The organism is Vibrio salilacus, assembly GCF_002811245.1.
Classification (GTDB): domain Bacteria; phylum Pseudomonadota; class Gammaproteobacteria; order Enterobacterales; family Vibrionaceae; genus Vibrio; species Vibrio salilacus.
Genome location: NZ_NIVQ01000008.1, coordinates 133,730 through 149,445 on the forward strand (window position 1 = coordinate 133,730; position 15,716 = coordinate 149,445).

The 15,716-nt window shown below is 43.2% G+C and carries 12 protein-coding genes; 5 read left to right on the plus strand and 7 right to left on the minus strand.

The annotated features are described in order from the left end of the window. Window positions 1–121 precede the first annotated feature (121 nt). Together CDZ87_RS08070 and CDZ87_RS08075 are read right to left on the minus strand one after the other, a co-directional pair. A complete protein-coding gene (locus CDZ87_RS08070) occupies window positions 122–2,641 on the minus strand; it encodes a hybrid sensor histidine kinase/response regulator (RefSeq protein WP_100753080.1) in 2,520 nt (839 codons plus the stop codon). Next, window positions 2,634–3,836, minus strand: a complete 1,203-nt coding sequence (locus tag CDZ87_RS08075) for an acyl-homoserine-lactone synthase (RefSeq protein WP_100753081.1) — start codon at window positions 3,834–3,836, stop codon at window positions 2,634–2,636. Before CDZ87_RS08075 ends, CDZ87_RS08070 begins: the two co-directional genes overlap by 8 nt. 583 nt (window positions 3,837–4,419) lie before the next feature. On the opposite strand from CDZ87_RS08075, the gene ihfA reads away from it, so the two are divergent. After that, window positions 4,420–4,716, plus strand: a complete 297-nt coding sequence (ihfA, locus tag CDZ87_RS08080) for an integration host factor subunit alpha (RefSeq protein ID WP_038174442.1) — start codon at window positions 4,420–4,422, stop codon at window positions 4,714–4,716. Between the two features lie 107 nt (window positions 4,717–4,823). On the opposite strand, the gene CDZ87_RS08085 is transcribed toward ihfA, so the two are convergent. Together CDZ87_RS08085 and yeiP are read right to left on the minus strand one after the other, a co-directional pair. Then, window positions 4,824–5,144, minus strand: a complete 321-nt coding sequence (locus tag CDZ87_RS08085) for an HI1450 family dsDNA-mimic protein (RefSeq protein ID WP_100753082.1) — start codon at window positions 5,142–5,144, stop codon at window positions 4,824–4,826. Window positions 5,145–5,146: 2 nt separating this feature from the next. After that, entirely contained in the window at window positions 5,147–5,713 is a 567-nt protein-coding gene (yeiP, locus tag CDZ87_RS08090) for an elongation factor P-like protein YeiP (RefSeq protein WP_100753083.1), read from the minus strand. A 133-nt stretch (window positions 5,714–5,846) separates the two neighbouring features. On the opposite strand from yeiP, the gene CDZ87_RS08095 reads away from it, so the two are divergent. Continuing rightward, entirely contained in the window at window positions 5,847–6,614 is a 768-nt protein-coding gene (locus tag CDZ87_RS08095; protein ID WP_100753084.1) for a nucleotidyltransferase domain-containing protein, read from the plus strand. Between the two features lie 31 nt (window positions 6,615–6,645). Here CDZ87_RS08095 and CDZ87_RS08100 read toward each other — a convergent pair whose 3' ends face one another. From CDZ87_RS08100 to CDZ87_RS08110, 3 genes are all read right to left on the minus strand, one after another. After that, window positions 6,646–9,012, minus strand: a complete 2,367-nt coding sequence (locus CDZ87_RS08100) for a DNA polymerase II (RefSeq protein WP_100753085.1) — start codon at window positions 9,010–9,012, stop codon at window positions 6,646–6,648. Window positions 9,013–9,081: 69 nt separating this feature from the next. After that, entirely contained in the window at window positions 9,082–10,941 is a 1,860-nt protein-coding gene (locus tag CDZ87_RS08105; protein WP_100753086.1) for an Lnb N-terminal periplasmic domain-containing protein, read from the minus strand. A 395-nt stretch (window positions 10,942–11,336) separates the two neighbouring features. Next, complete coding sequence (locus CDZ87_RS08110) at window positions 11,337–11,822, minus strand: DUF3015 domain-containing protein (protein ID WP_100753087.1); 486 nt, start codon at window positions 11,820–11,822, stop codon at window positions 11,337–11,339. A 348-nt stretch (window positions 11,823–12,170) separates the two neighbouring features. Here CDZ87_RS08110 and uvrY point away from each other — a divergent pair, with 348 nt between their 5' ends. The 3 genes from uvrY to pgsA all read left to right on the plus strand — a co-directional run bounded on the left by uvrY (window position 12,171) and on the right by pgsA (window position 15,307). Further along, window positions 12,171–12,815: a UvrY/SirA/GacA family response regulator transcription factor gene (gene uvrY / locus CDZ87_RS08115; RefSeq protein WP_100753091.1), complete on the plus strand. Its 645-nt coding sequence runs from the start codon at window positions 12,171–12,173 to the stop codon at window positions 12,813–12,815. Window positions 12,816–12,843: 28 nt separating this feature from the next. After that, window positions 12,844–14,673: an excinuclease ABC subunit UvrC gene (gene uvrC, locus CDZ87_RS08120; protein ID WP_100753088.1), complete on the plus strand. Its 1,830-nt coding sequence runs from the start codon at window positions 12,844–12,846 to the stop codon at window positions 14,671–14,673. Window positions 14,674–14,749: 76 nt separating this feature from the next. After that, the gene (gene pgsA / locus CDZ87_RS08125) at window positions 14,750–15,307 is read left to right on the plus strand and encodes a CDP-diacylglycerol--glycerol-3-phosphate 3-phosphatidyltransferase (RefSeq protein ID WP_100753089.1); all 558 of its coding nucleotides are present in this window, start codon (window positions 14,750–14,752) and stop codon (window positions 15,305–15,307) included. The last annotated feature ends 409 nt before the right edge of the window (window positions 15,308–15,716 follow it).

The window sequence follows — 15,716 nt, forward strand, 5'->3', positions numbered from 1 at the left end:
TATTTTTAATATCTAAAATACAATGTTTTGCGAAAGAAAGAGTTTTCCAGGGGACGCTTTCTTTCGGCGACACTCTTAATTTTAGTGGCAAAATGAGGCCCAAAATGCCACGATTTTGACTTTAATCAGCTTCTAGCGTGAAGATTGAGTCGAGTATTGAATTCAAAGCTTGCTTGGTGGTTGGTTTGCTCAACCGCCCATCCATAAGTTCGCTCATTCTTTGAATATCTCTCGCGGCTGATTCTCCAGAAAGTGCGATAATAGGAATAGTTGGGTAGTTTTGTTTGATGATACTTGCGGCTTCAAAACCATCCATTACAGGCATTTGGATATCCATAAAGACGAGATCAATAGGGTTGTTATGAATGATTTCAATCGCCACTTTACCATTGTTAGCCAATATTACACTATAGCCCAGTTGCCCCAGATAGAGCTTAACCAGAGCGCGTTGAATCTCTTTATCATCAACCACCAATATGATCGGCGATGAGGCTAAGTTTGCTCTTGTTTGCTGCGCTACCACTGGAGTCGGTCTAATGGATGTGCGCTTTACTGACGTTGAATTAGTGATGGGTTCAAACGGGGCGACTTGGTCCAAGGTCATATTGGTTGCAGGGAACGTCAAAGTAAATTCGGTATACTTGTTAGGCTCGGACTCGCAACTGATAGAGCCACCAAAGGCATGCATAACACGTTGGCAATAGCCTAAACCTAAACCACTACCACCGCTTTTGTTGTGACTGAAAAAATCATCGAATATTCGATTTAATAGGCTTTCAGGAATGCCTGGGCCTGAATCACGGAACACAACATGATTTTCGTACTGGCCTTTTTGTGTATAAATTTCTATTTTACTGTTTGGATAGGAATCAAAATAGTAAATGGCGTTACGCAGTAAGTTAAACAGAACGAAGTTGAATAGGGTGTCATTGATTTTCACCACGAAGTCTTGTTCAGTCAATATGGATATACGCTTAAGATCATCATCATTATCGAAACCATACTGATTGATCGCGTGATTAATTGCGTGAGCAATCGATGTCGCTTCTGACGGCTCTTGGTCGAGAGATGAACTATTTACTTCTCGCAGAATAATATCAATCAGCTGGCGGCCACGTTTAACGGCCTGTTTGCCTTTACTGACGTGCTGCAGCAAGTTGTCGGCGCTATTTGGTGATAGCAGCTTTTGGTGAAGTGATTCAAATTCAAATTGAACTTGCGCGAGAGGGTTTCTCATCTCATGAGCGATCGAATTGGCCAATGCCTGTGATTGGCGAACTTTTCTCTCGTAGTTGATGTGAACCTGCACCTTTTCGAGTACGCGTTCCATGGCTTTGAGTTCTTCGAATGAGAAGTTAACTCCGCCTTGTTTGTGACTAGAAACCAATACATGAGATAACTTGTTCTTTCCTTCATAGATCGGCAGAACTAAGGCAGATTCCATTTGGTTCATGTTTTTATGCAAAGTAGAAAGTTCTTGGTTACTCGTTTGCTCGATGGCGTCTTCTAGCTCGTCAATAACGAGTGGTGTTCTGTGGCTTTCAAAGTAAGAGCGATATATGTTCGCCCCTTGATAGTCGTCCAATAGCTTTAGTTTATCACTGGGTACCCCTAAGTACGTTGCAAGAGACTCGATGGCCTTGCTGGGGGATTTTTGGAACTCATCTTCCAATTGAGCAATTTTTTCTGTTGGAGATACCCTTGATCCATATAGAGCACAGCTTAGGCATGTTCTGACCATTTTGGATGTATGGGGCCAAGACATACCAATCGCCATGATAGTCAGTACTATCGCGGTCGTATTGATATAATTTAGTGGGACAAACAGTCCGACAGCAAGGGTATAAGCCGCGGCGGTTATCAGCAGAGACAGAGAAATAAGGCATAGGTACCTTAAGCTATAAAAGCGAGATGCTAAAATCGCATAACCCATAAACAGCATTTCGCTTACCGACAAAGCTGGCGGTAACCATGTCAGCGAAAAATTATTGAAGAAGTAGGTAAAGCCCATCTGGATGACGGCTGTGGACGCCATGAAAATGGTCATTCCAAGAATCATGTAGTTGATTCGAGTACGTCTAATGCGGTTACTACTTTGTTTAATTGAGAGAAGGTTAATGAAAGTCATACCGAACAATATCGTGAGTCCGATAAAAAAAGGCCTTGTGTATTCACCAAATTCCAATGTGAATTGACTTGGGCCATTAATGACTACACCTTGGATCATAAGATCAGGAACAAAATTAATCGCGACACAGAAGAGTATGGTTGATCCGGCGATAGCGTGTTGCCAAAAACTTGAACGTTTATTTGTGTAATGACTTTTCAACTTAACAGAAAAATAATACGCAGAGCTAAACGCGAGCAGTGCAGACAAGTTGGCCACAAGCGCCATTTTTGCGCCGACCTCTGCCCCCCACTCAACAAGTAGTCCAGTATGGAAATAGGCATTACTCAATATCCAAATAGAGAGTCCTAAGGTGTAAGCAATATAATGTCGGTATTGCTGTAAGCTATTAATCCCCTGTTTTTTGGCCAACGCCGTGCAGAAGTATCCCGCCCAGACAAAGACAAGTATTGCGGTTATGATCAAGACGATTGCTTTAGGATAAAATAGTTGTTCCGCGAGGTAACTAAGCATAATTAAGCTCTTGTCTATGTTGTCTATGTCGCTTCAGTTGATTAATTGCCCCTGTTTTATAACTTCGGTAATTACATTCAGATAGCGCTTTGTTCAGTTGGTCGATAAACCAAAGGCCTTTATAGGCTGAATAACCTGAATCTGATGTTTCGCTATAGCTTAATGGTAAGTAAGCACACTCTTGTATGCTGTGATAGTAATGCACCATAAGTGGTTGTTCAATAACAACGAAAGCGATCTGGAAGCCGCGAGTTTGTAGTTGCGCCATCAGTCTTTTTTGCGATAAATACAGGTAGAATATTTTGTGATTTTGTTTGCCACTGACGGTGAGTCTGATGATCTCACAGCACTTTTCATGGTCAATAATATTTTGCCACAAAGTATTTTCATAATTGACAGAGGAAGTATCCTGTATACAAGCTGCTGAAGACAAGAGGTTAAGCTCAATTAATCGCTTTTTTACACTATCTTGATTAATGAGTCGCCAGCAATTGGTTTGAAAGAACGGTGAGAAATAGAGCCAATTATTTGCGTCAGTGTTCTGATTTACTTTGGCGGTTGAAACAATCACAGGCAATGGAAGGCTGCCAATGATTTGTGTAAGTACAAAATGAGTCCCGCGTGCAGACACGTCTATTTCGTAAAGCATCTCATACCAATGTTGTTCCCAAACAAAAGTACTGAGATTAATGAGCATCGCTGCATCAGGCAATTGCAGAGCGTATTGACAGTGAAGAGTATAATATAGGTTTGTATGGTTCTCTATTTCTTCAATGACGCCGTCAACGTAATCCTCTTCATTTTGGCTAAAATCAGGTGTGTCGTTTAGCCGTAAAGCGTTAGGCTGTTGTTGATATTTCTTCTTAATTAGCCATATATTGAAAGCACACCAAGCTTGTGCCCAATCGTCGAACAGCTTTAAAGCGCTTATTTCCAAGTGGTGCCATTGACTAGGTACAGTTACTAACGGGTCGTCAACACAGGCGAGATAATGAGGGGATTTCAGTTGTGTTGCGATGTTTTTAAAGCGAAGTGAGGTGTTTTTCACACAAACTTGAGACAGACGTTCATTCAACACGTGTTTGAAAAAGTGGTTACTGTCTACACCAAAAAGGGTTTCAATTTGCTCGAATAGAACATACTGCTCGTCCTTGACCTCATATTCAGCTGAGGTTGAATTATTGAATCTAGCCATACATCTGTTGTTAGTAAGTTTTTATAATTTAGTTGGTTAGTATTCATGGAGAACCGTTTTTATGCAACTCTATTTCTATAAAAAAATCACTTTGATAAGGTCAATATTTATATCAGTGATGTGATGCACATATTTTCGTCATTTTCAGTTTTTACTTGAGGCTAGGATAGTTTTAGTAGGTAGATTGAAGTAGTGAAGTTTCTCCGGCTATTTTCTATTCTTTAGACTTTTTGTATGGTGATTGGGTTGTCAGGCGTAAGTTGAGTTTTCTATTCCACATCAAGGCCTTATTCGCATAATCACTGTTCTTTGGAGGAATGTATCGACCATTTTGTCATTAGCAATCTAAAACTCTGGTTTTTAAGCTTCATTATTGTATTAGTCGCTTAAAATCCTGTTTTCATGGTGAGCTATCCTATTGTTTTTATAATGAAATAGTGCTCATTGTATAAAAAAGTTGGCGAAAATCATAAGCTTGTCATACACTTTCCAAAGTAAAGCCGATATGTCGTTGATTGGCTTAGCGAAAGTTAGGGTGTCGCCTTGAGGTGACAATGTTTAACACAGCTTTGAGGAAAGTTTTATGGCGCTCACAAAGGCCGATTTGGCTGAAAACCTGTTTGAAAAGCTTGGTTACAGTAAACGGGATGCCAAGGATACGGTTGAGGCGTTTTTCGAAGAAATTCGTAAAGCACTAGAAAGTGGCGAACAGGTAAAACTGTCTGGTTTTGGTAACTTTGACCTTCGTGATAAAAACGAACGCCCAGGTCGAAATCCCAAAACCGGTGAAGACATTCCAATCAGCGCTCGTCGCGTTGTGACCTTTCGCCCAGGTCAGAAATTGAAAGCTCGCGTTGAGAATATTGAGATTAATGATTAACGTATCTTAACCGAAATGGTTCATCTGTTTATCTTTACGGGTAAATCAGCGAGATATTTAAACGCCCCAACTATTGCGGGGCGTTTTGCTATTTAGCACTCTGACGGTTAATCACGCTTCCAAAGTGCGTGGCAGAATTTATTCTCTGGGTCGCGGCTAATCAGAAGGCGTGCAAAAACATCATCCAAGACATCATCTTGTTCGTTGACCAAGCCAACACGAACTTCAGCATAGGTCTCTTTGTTGACCTCGAAGCCCACATGTTGTTGCCAATCATCACCAGTTTCGACTAACTCTGCAGCGCCACGCTCTTCGAACTGCGCGGTGAAAAGAATAACATCAGCAGGGTCTAGGTTGTCCGGTGCCATCTCCAAGAAGATATCGTAAGCGATATCAATGGCTTCGTCGTAAGAGATCAATTCCGCCATCTTTATGCTCGGCTCATGTATTTACGTTCTGTGGTATTGATAATGACACGATCACCAGTGGCAATATACTCAGGAACTTGTACAGTCAGGCCCGTTGCAAAACGCGCAGGCTTGGTACGAGCAGAGGCTGAAGCCCCTTTAATCGAAGGATCCGTCTCTTCAATCACTAGCTCTACAGAAGCAGGCAACTCAAGACCGACAGCCTTGCCGTCAACCAAGATAATGTGAAGGCCTTGAATCTCTTCCGTTATGAACATTAAATCGTCGGAAATCTCATCTTGCTTGAAGGTGTATTGTGTGAAATCTTCATTATCCATAAAGATGTATTCGTCACCATCAACGTAAGAGAAAGCTGATGCACGTTTAAACATATCCACGGTGTCGACCACATCGTCAGATTTGTAACGTTCATCAACGCGCGCACCAGTTGTTAAATCAGTGCAACGAAGCTTATAGATTTTTGCTCCGCCACGGCCACCAGGAGTCGTCACTTCAATATCTTTGATTAGTAGCGTTTTGCCGTTTGATTCAATCGCAAAACCTTTTTTCAGTTCACTCGCCTTTGGCATGAACAATTTCCTTCGTATGTGAGTTAGTCTGAGTAGTATATATCGAGACAATAACGGAAGGAATATCTTGATTGATCTATCGCGCTGAGCGAACATAAAAGCACGTATTCCCGATTAATTTTTTAACAATCAAATGCATCTATCCACCATCGACACCAACGAAGCCTTTCAACCTCAGTACCAACCAGTGATTGACGCCTTGGTGAGCTTTATGGTGAGTGGGTTAGGGGATAATCTACACAGTTTATATTTGTATGGCAGCGTCGCGCGTAAAACGGCTCAACCTGGTCAATCGAACCTAGATGTGATCGTGGTAACTCAAGGTAATTTCAGCGAAATAAAAACCACCTTGTTCAACTCGATTCGTTGGCGTTTTCAAAAAGCGTATCCTTTTGTCACCGAAGTTAGTTTCAAAACAGCCTTGGTCAGTGAAGTCGCGAGTCTCGACAGTATTTTTTCATGGGGGTTTCAACTGCGCCACTGTGCGGTTTGTATCTATGGCGAAGATCTTTCTGAGTGTTTTGGTGATTATGAGCCGAGTTGGGAGATTGCTAAACAATGGAATATGGATGTGGAAGATTGGGTCGCGGTGTATCGCAATCGAATTGCTCGAGCAGATAAGCCTGAAGATCAGATTAGAGCGCAAAAAATCATCGCTAAAAAGCTTCTCAGAGCCAGTTATTCTCTAGTGATGTACAAAGATAAACGTTGGTTTGAAAACCCTATCGAGTGCGGCCAAGTCTTTTTGCGCTACTACCCCGACAAAAAAGTCGAAGTGGACCGATTAGTCATTTTGTTGTCAGGGCGGCTAGTCGCCAAACGCTCGGTGATAGGAATTTTGGATGGATTTGGTGACTGGTTAGTTAAGCAATATAAAAAAACAGAATTTAGAATCGGCTAATATTCATTTTGTGTTTAATTTATACCGGGGATTAGAACAGCCCGAGTTGTGGTTCAGTTAAGGTTGTAAAGTCTATACCGATAAAGGGTAAGATCGCTTCGGCAACGGGTTTGAGTTGTTTGTCGATGTAATGCTGATAGTTGATAGCACTTTTTTGATATTTACTCGGCTCTGGTCCAGAGATCGTGATGACATACTCAATGCGTCCTTTATTTTGGTATTGTAGTGGTCGTCCAAGTTGTGCATTGATTTCATCGGCCATACGCGCGGCGCGCACTTGCGGTGGAACGTTCTTTTGATATTCATGTAATCGTCGACGTAAGCGTTTTTGATAGATGAGCTTGTGATCAAATTCGCCGGTTTTTGTCCGCTCAACAAATTCGCGAACATAATCACTTGGGTTTTGATCGTGAAATATCATCGAATAGAGCTTTTGTTGAAACTCTTGCGCTAGCGGTGTCCAGTCGGTGCGAGCGCTTTCGAGGCCCTTAAACACGATCCGTTCAGATGCGCCTTCACCAATAAGGCCGGCATAACGTTTTTTTGACCCCGTCTCTTGGCCCCGTATGGTCGGCATTAAAAATTTCTTATAGTGCGTTTCATACTCGATCTCTAATATCGACTTAAGGCTGTACGTGTCGGCTAAATGAGTCGTCCACCAATGGTTGATATAGTCGACCAATTCATTGCCAACCGCGTCAGCTTGTTGTTGTGAGTATTCGCCGCCAAGAGAAACAAAGGTTGAATCAGTGTCGCCGTAAATCACTTGGTAACCGCGCTGCTCGATAAGTTGCTTGGTTTGTTTCATGATTTCGTGACCTCGCATCGTGATACTCGATGCCAAACGTGTATCAAAGAAACGGCAGCCGGATGAGCCTAACACACCATAAAAGGAATTCATGATGATCTTTATCGCTTGGGAGAAAGCCTTCTCGTTGTTGTTCTTCGCCACATCTCTTGCCGCCCATAAGTTTTCGATCATCTGCGGTAAGAAATGGTGATGGCGATGGAACTGACCGCCACGAAAGCCAGGTACTGCTTGGTTCTCTTTTTTTCCAACTTCTAGCTGTAGTCCTTCAATAAGGCCCATAGGATCAATTAAAAAACTGCGAATGATTGAGGGGTAAAGACTTTTAAAATCGAGCACTAACACGGAGTCATACAAATTCGGGATCGAATCCATTACATAACCGCCGGGGCTCGCTATCCAGTTTTCTGGTTCTAGGTTAGGGGCAACGTAACCTGCGCGATGAATCTGTGGTAAGTACAAGTTAGTGAACGCGGCGACTGAGCCGCCAATACGATCGAGCTCGACGCCGGTAAGCTTAGAACGTTGGATAGCAAATTCGAGTAAGTGGGTATGATCAAAAATTCGATTGACCAATATGCAGTCCTGCAGATTATATTTCGCTAGTGCAGGCTTGTCGTGACGATACATACGATTAATTTCGTCCATGCGGTCATGTACGTTATGAATTTGTTTTCCTTCCCCGAGTAAATGCTGAGAGACGGACTCCAGAGACCAACTACGAAAATGATAAGTCGCCGTTTTTAACGTATCGATACCATCCATGACCACTCGACCAGGGATGGTGATAAATGCTTGCTGAGTGGTTTGCGAGGCACGGAAGAAGCTGTTTTGCTTTGCTCGGCCAATTGCCAGCTTGATTTGGTTCCACTCAGCACGTTTATGCAGTAATCGGAAATCAAAATCAATGACGTTCCAGCCAATGATGACATCTGGATCAAATTGAGAAAACCAGTCCACGAGAGCCAGCAAGAGAGCTTTCTCATCGGTGACCCATTGGACAGGAGTATCGTCGACGTGTTGTGGGCTACCAATCATGATCACGCGGCTGTCCATTGGACTATCGAGACCAATCGAGTAAAGCACGCCTTTCTCTGAGCACTCTATATCGAGCGAAACAACGTTGAGTTGTGGGGTGAAATCGCCACTACGGCATTTAGGCTGGGTGATTCGCGTATAGCCAGAATGATTTTGCTTGTTGCCAGTAAACTCAAGGCTTCCCTTAATGAAACGCTCCATCAAAAAGCGATCAGCCAAGCGAATGTTATCTTCAAGAACGACAATATTGTGTTGTTTGAGTTGCTGGCTTAACGATTGAGATTGTCTAATTGAGGTCGTATAACACGCCGTCAATGGCGTTGCGTCAAAGTCTTTTAGTTCGAGTGCCACAAAGGTGGCAGCAATACCTTGCTGTTGAGCGATGGACTGAGCTTGCGTCTTGGCACTTTGTGCGATGAAAAAAACCGGTTTTTCTCCCTCAATGATCAGTTGAGTTGGCCCTTGCTCAGTGATAAGCCATAAATCAATTTGAGTGGTGGCGGAAACATCACGTGCTTGACGAGTAAGTAAGAAGCCTTGGTCAATTTTCATTTAGTTACTGTAAAATAAAAGCGAAACTCTAACACAGTGTTTCGCTTTTTGAGTCTAACATATTGCTGACTAGTAGTATAAATATCCTGTGATTTTGCCACTGACCTCTTCATCGAGCCAATGTGTGTAGGAGAACTGGCTGCGAATAGCGAAGTTTCTGTTGATTGCCCAGTGCCAACTTGCTGTTGCGACAGCATTTTGTTTCGCCGCAGTGTTAAAAAGGCTTAAATATTGGCCTTGAAGGGCTAGTCTATGTGAGTCACCAAGCTGATACAGCACACCTGTTTCTATGCCTGCTCCAGGAACGGCATCATAGTCTGTCAGTGCTCCACCGCTGAGTTCTGCGGATAATAAACTGTACGCATGCAGGTCGCGTGGATCACCCCATGCTTTACCAAATCCTCCTTGCCCAAACCAACGACTTGCCAGTTTATATTGGTCCGGTTTGCGATCATAACCAGTACGAATATTCCATGCCCAACTGTCGAAAACTCGATTTGAAGGGGCGAGTGCCATAGCATCGAACAAGTAAAGCCTATCCAGTCGACTGCTGCCGTGTTGATCAAAACTGAATTGGGTATCTAAGAAGCTAATCTGCGCGCCTGGGATAAATCCAGCTTGAGAGTCGAGTAAATCGTGATAGGCAGCGCGCCATTCAAGTGTTGCCTTATTTGAGAACTGATTGTTGTATTGATAGCTAACCCCCACTCTTGCGGAAGCGTGGCCTTGTTCTGGCGAAATGTCAGGTTTTACGACGGGAGGGAAAGGGGACTCTACCCGAATTTTGCTGCGCTGATACAGAAGGTCAGTGAGCTGTTTAGCCGTAGGATCACGCTCTAAACCTTGGTCATATAACTCATAGTTGAGCCACTCGTAGGCGAATTCAAAAATAGCGGCACGTTCTTTGTCGCTGTATTGTTCAGCAGATGGGTATTTACCTTGCTTGGCTAACTTCGCAGCTTCAAACAAGCGAGTATCCATGTTATCCGATTGGTGAAGTAAACGGGTACCAAATGCAGCTCGATAGCGAGGTTGGTCGAGTAAACCATGATTTGCCAAGGTTTCAACGGTATCGGATGGGATAGCGTGTAAAGGAAAGTCTGCAATTAATGATAAATCATCTCTTGCTAATTCCAACAATGCCAGTAGTTGGTAAGAGCAGTTTTCATCAACAAAGTAATAATCAAACTCAGCGCGTTGCATTTCCCATAAATGGAGCAAGACACGATTGACCTCTTGCTCGGTCAAATTTAGTTTGTACTCCCATATATCTCTTGACTCGATGTCATTATATTCTCGTACTTTTCGATAGTAAGGCATTACAGTAAAGCGACCAGGGTAACTGCCCATTAATCCTTTTAATGCGAACAGCGCAGCATTGTCGTTAGTTTGTGGCTCTGCGGCAAAATTAATTGCAAAGGCAACGAGCTCCTTATGCCGAGTTTGGTCTTTTGCATCCACGCGCAGTAAAGTATGACCAAACATAGATGACGGATTGTTCATAAATGCCGTAGGAAAGACCAACGTCATACCTGCAGGATCGAGGACATCACGCCAGGTTTCTAATTGTGGACAATCGAGTTCGGCGGTTCGCCCTTGCTGCTGCTCTAGCCAGGTAAATCTTGCCGGATATTGGCACTGCGTTGTCATTGCTAATTCATGGTCTTGGTTATACAAGGCTGAAATGGTCGCCGTCAGTTCTGCTTTGGGTGAGGTTTTACCATTTGGCGATAAAAAAAAGTGGTCTGTGTCGACACGGCTCTTAGAACCAAATATGGGCGATGGTAAATAATGGCCAAGCTTTAACCAATAAGGATCCTTGGCAAGTGAATCTATATCGAAATTAGTTTCGGCGTAGGCTGAAGGTATCGTCAACACACTGACTAGGAAAGTACGGTAAAAAGAGGAAAACGTCATTGGGGCAGGCATTCAATCCATAAGAATAGTTAAAGACTCTAAATCTAACGTTATGACTAGGGTCTGTTTATCTTTCGCGGTTAACTTTTGTTCGAGATAGAATCGTTTTAGGCGCGGCAAGAAGTATGTCGCCTAGTTATTCTTAGTCAATACGGCTTAACAAAGTATAAAACAATTCTAGCCGAACCCTTCGGGCAGCCTTTGTGGTTCATTTCTACTGCGTTATCGGCTTTTTATGTAGAGTAACCACACGTCAAAGCCGATGTCTTGTATCAATTTCCAACAACGTGCCGCAAAAATTAGCTCGAAAGGTCAACAGACCCTAATAAAGCGCTTAACTTTTCAAACGTGATTAGATCAAACAAAAGGTGTTCACATGAACACCTTTTTCATTACGTTACAGCGGCTTAAATTGCGTAAGCCGTTAATGCAGAGTCGTTTGCGACTAATGTGTTTAGATTAGTGAACACTTCGTTTGAAGTCACATTCTCAGACTGAAATACTTCAGCGAAGTTTTGTTGAGCGAGTGTATTGAAAGCAGATTTGTCTGCTTCATTAATTCCCCAAACTTCTGACAGTGTCGCCAGAGTCTCACCTTCGCCTTTTGCGATGTCACGAGCAAGATTATCCATATTGCCATCGATAAAGAGTGCCAACTTTTGAGATGAAGAGATGGTGCCATTGCCATCACAACCAAGCGTGCCAAAAGTGATACCAAAAGTTTGGTTGCCTGATGTTCCGTTGGTTGTTGCGCCTAGAACTTTAAACACTTTGCCTGATTGTCCGTCAAAGATCATTGTACCGAGTCCACAACCGATATCTGAGTCAGCCATTGCTACCGTTGATAACGGTAGAGTTGTAGCAAGAGCTGCCACTGCGAGGAGCTTTTTCATAACCTATCCTTTTTGCATTATATTTCACCAATTAGATGGCGTTTAAGTGCAACATCTTTCATTTACACAGAAATAGGTATAATAGAAATTGATGACATTTTCAAGACATCGCTTATGAATAACGTGTCGCGACCTGAAAAGTAAAATCTTTTTCCACCTTAGTCTAAGCTATTGATTAATATATCAATATGGTATCAGGCAGCAGTTTTGCTAAGAAGTGCTTGCTAAAGTTTGCGTTTCAGCACATATTCACATGAACTCGATTTTAAATTATAGATATACTAGGCAGCTATGCTGTAGACCACATTTGTGGGTACAGAGCGAATGAAAAAGTGTGGAGATACAAGTTTGATAAATGTTTTCCTTGTAGATGATCACGAGCTGGTTCGCACAGGGATACGACGTATTATTGAAGACGTCCGTGGAATGAACGTAGCAGGGGAAGCTGACAGCGGTGAAGAAGCAGTAAAATGGTGTCGTAATCATCACGTAGATGTCATTTTAATGGATATGAATATGCCAGGTATTGGTGGCTTAGAGGCGACCAAGAAAATTCTGCGTTTTAATCCAGATGTTAAAATTATCGTGTTAACGGTTCATACGGAAAACCCATTTCCGACCAAAGTTATGCAAGCTGGTGCCGCAGGCTATTTGACTAAAGGCGCAGGTCCAGATGAAATGGTGAATGCTATTCGTTTGGTTAATAGTGGACAACGCTATATCTCTCCCGAGATAGCCCAACAGATGGCCTTAAGCCAATTCTCTTCGGCATCGGACAATCCATTTGCTGAACTGTCCGAGCGTGAACTACAAATTATGTTGATGATTACGAGAGGTCAGAAGGTGACAGACATCTCCGAGCAGCTTAGTCTTAGCCCTAAGACGGTCAACAGTTATCGTTATCGTTTGTTTAACAAACTCGATATTAGTGGTGATGTAGAACTGACTCATCTTGCAATTCGTCATGGCATGATAGATACCGAAACGCTTTAAAGATGATCTTGTAATTAAACTTATAACCATGCCTCAATTTGATTCTGTTTCTTTTTTAAGAAGCGTCACTAATCAGCCCGGCGTTTATCGTATGTATAACGCCGATGCTGTGGTGATCTATGTCGGTAAAGCTAAAGATCTAAAAAAGCGTCTTTCGAGTTACTTTCGCGCCAAAGTTGACGGCGAGAAGACGCGAGCCTTAGTCAGCAATATTACCAAAATTGATGTCACGGTGACGCACACCGAGACAGAAGCTTTGATCTTAGAGCATAACTACATAAAACAGTACTTACCCAAGTACAATGTGCTGTTACGTGATGATAAATCATACCCGTATATCTTTATCAGCGCTCACAAACACCCCAGACTATCGATGCATCGAGGGGCGAAAAGGCGCAAGGGAGAGTACTTTGGTCCTTACCCTGATTCTGGTGCTGTGCGTGAAACGCTTCACCTTATTCAGAAAATATTTCCAGTAAGGCAGTGTGAAGATACGGTTTATAGTAACCGGACCCGTCCTTGTTTGATGTACCAAATTGGCCGTTGTGCAGCCCCCTGTGTTAGTACGATTATTTCCGATTTCGACTATGATGAGTTGGTGGGTTATGTACGGCTGTTTTTACAAGGTAAAGACAAACAAGTGCTGGCTTCGCTGGTCGAAAAGATGGAGCAGGCAAGTCAACACCTGCACTTTGAACAAGCAGCCAAATTTCGCGATCAAATTCACGCGATTCGCCGTATTCAAGAGCAACAGTTTGTCTCGGAAGACTCGATGGACGATATGGATGTACTCGGTTTTGCTCAGGAGAACGGTATTGCGTGTATTCATATTCTGATGATACGGCAGGGCAAAGTGCTGGGGAGTCGTAGTCATTTTCCTAAAATTCCGAGTAATACTACATCGCAAGAAGTGTTTTATAGCTTCCTTAGTCAGTATTATTTGAGCCATAACGAAGCGCGCACGATTCCGACTCGGATTATTTTAAACCAAGAATTGACCGATGAAACGCAGCCTATAGCTGATGCGTTGTCTGAGATCGCAGGGCGCCGAGTCACATTTCAGGTCAATCCAACGGCGACTCGTGGGCGATATCTTAAGTTGGCCAATACCAATGCACTGACCGCCATCACGACCAAGATTAATCACAAGATGACCATTTCTCAGCGTTTTAAAGAGCTTCGACAACTGTTGGGTTTAGAAAGTATTCTACGTATGGAGTGTTTTGATATCTCACACACCATGGGCGAGAGCACGATTGCGTCATGTGTAGTGTTTAATCAAGAAGGCCCGGTTAAACAAGAATATCGTCGCTACAATATCTCAGGTATTACCGGAGGGGATGACTACGCCGCAATGGGGCAGGTGCTTGAGCGACGTTATTCAAAACAGTTAGATGTTGAAAAAATCCCAGACATCGTTTTCATTGATGGTGGTAAAGGGCAGCTTAATCGCGCCCATGAGATTATCGCGCGTTACTGGAATGACTGGCCAAAACGCCCAGTCTTGATTGGTATCGCTAAAGGCGTGACACGTAAGCCAGGCTTGGAAACATTGATTACCCTACAAGGGGATGAGTTCAACTTACCCAGTGACGCGCCAGCCCTGCATCTTATGCAGCATATTCGTGATGAAAGCCACAATCACGCGATTGCAGGTCACAGAGCCAAGCGCGGGAAAACCCGTAGAACCAGTGCACTAGAAGGTATTGAAGGTGTTGGGCCAAAACGTCGTCAAACACTGCTTAAATATATGGGCGGTCTACAAGAGCTCAAGCGGGCGAGTGTTGAAGAAATCGCCAAAGTACCTGGAATCAGTCAATCTTTGGCAGAAAACATCTATCAAGCATTGAAACAATAGTAAAAATCCCGCACCATAAGACGCTGCTTGGAAGCAGTCAACCGAGCCATACGCAAACAAAAGAGCCTTAAAAAATATGCGTTTAAACATCCCCAACATATTATCTTTGTTGCGACTATTCTTGATACCAGTTTTTGTCGTTGTGTTTTATCTACCTTACAGCTGGTCTCCTTTCGCCGCCGCGATGGTGTTTTGGGTCGCGGGTTTTACCGATTGGCTAGATGGCATGTTGGCGAGGAAGTTGGGGCAAACTTCTCGCTTTGGTGCGTTTATTGACCCAGTCGCTGATAAAGTGTTAGTAGCCACGGCACTGATTTTGATTACTGAGCATTTCCATTCTATCTGGATAACGATCCCCGCCGTGACCATGATAGCGCGAGAAATTATTATCTCTGCACTGCGTGAGTGGATGGCTGAGATTGGCAAACGCGCGAGTGTGGCTGTTTCATGGGTTGGTAAAGTCAAGACCGTTAGTCAGATGTTTGCACTGTGGGTACTCATTTGGCGTTACGATGACTGGATGATTTGGTTAGGCTACGTGGCATTGTATGCCGCGACCGTATTAACCTACTGGTCGATGGCGCAATATTTGTTAGCGGCCAAAGACGATTTGCTCGATAAACAGCATCATTAATGAAAAAGCCCATCACCGATGGGCTTTTTCATATTCAACGTCGATTCAGTTAAGCTCACAAAATGAAGATTAATCTTTGCGATATGAGTGATAGGCGCATAATCCTAGTTTGAAAGGTCGATGTTACCTCGATATGGAACGATCTGTTGCCTAGGTTTGTGGGGTAATTCAGTGTTACTAGCATCATTGAGTGATGAGAAATAACGATTTTTGTTCGTTTTGGCTGTAAATTAGACAAACGATTTAAAAAATTAAAAATAGTGTTGACGAACAAGTTCGAATCCGTAGAATGCATCCCGTACCCAAGAGGAACGCAGAGAAATCAGCGAGAGCCTTAAAGGGTATTGAGGCGCCTTGGCAGAGTGGCTATGCAGCGGATTGCAAATCCGTGGACCTCGGTTCGACTCCG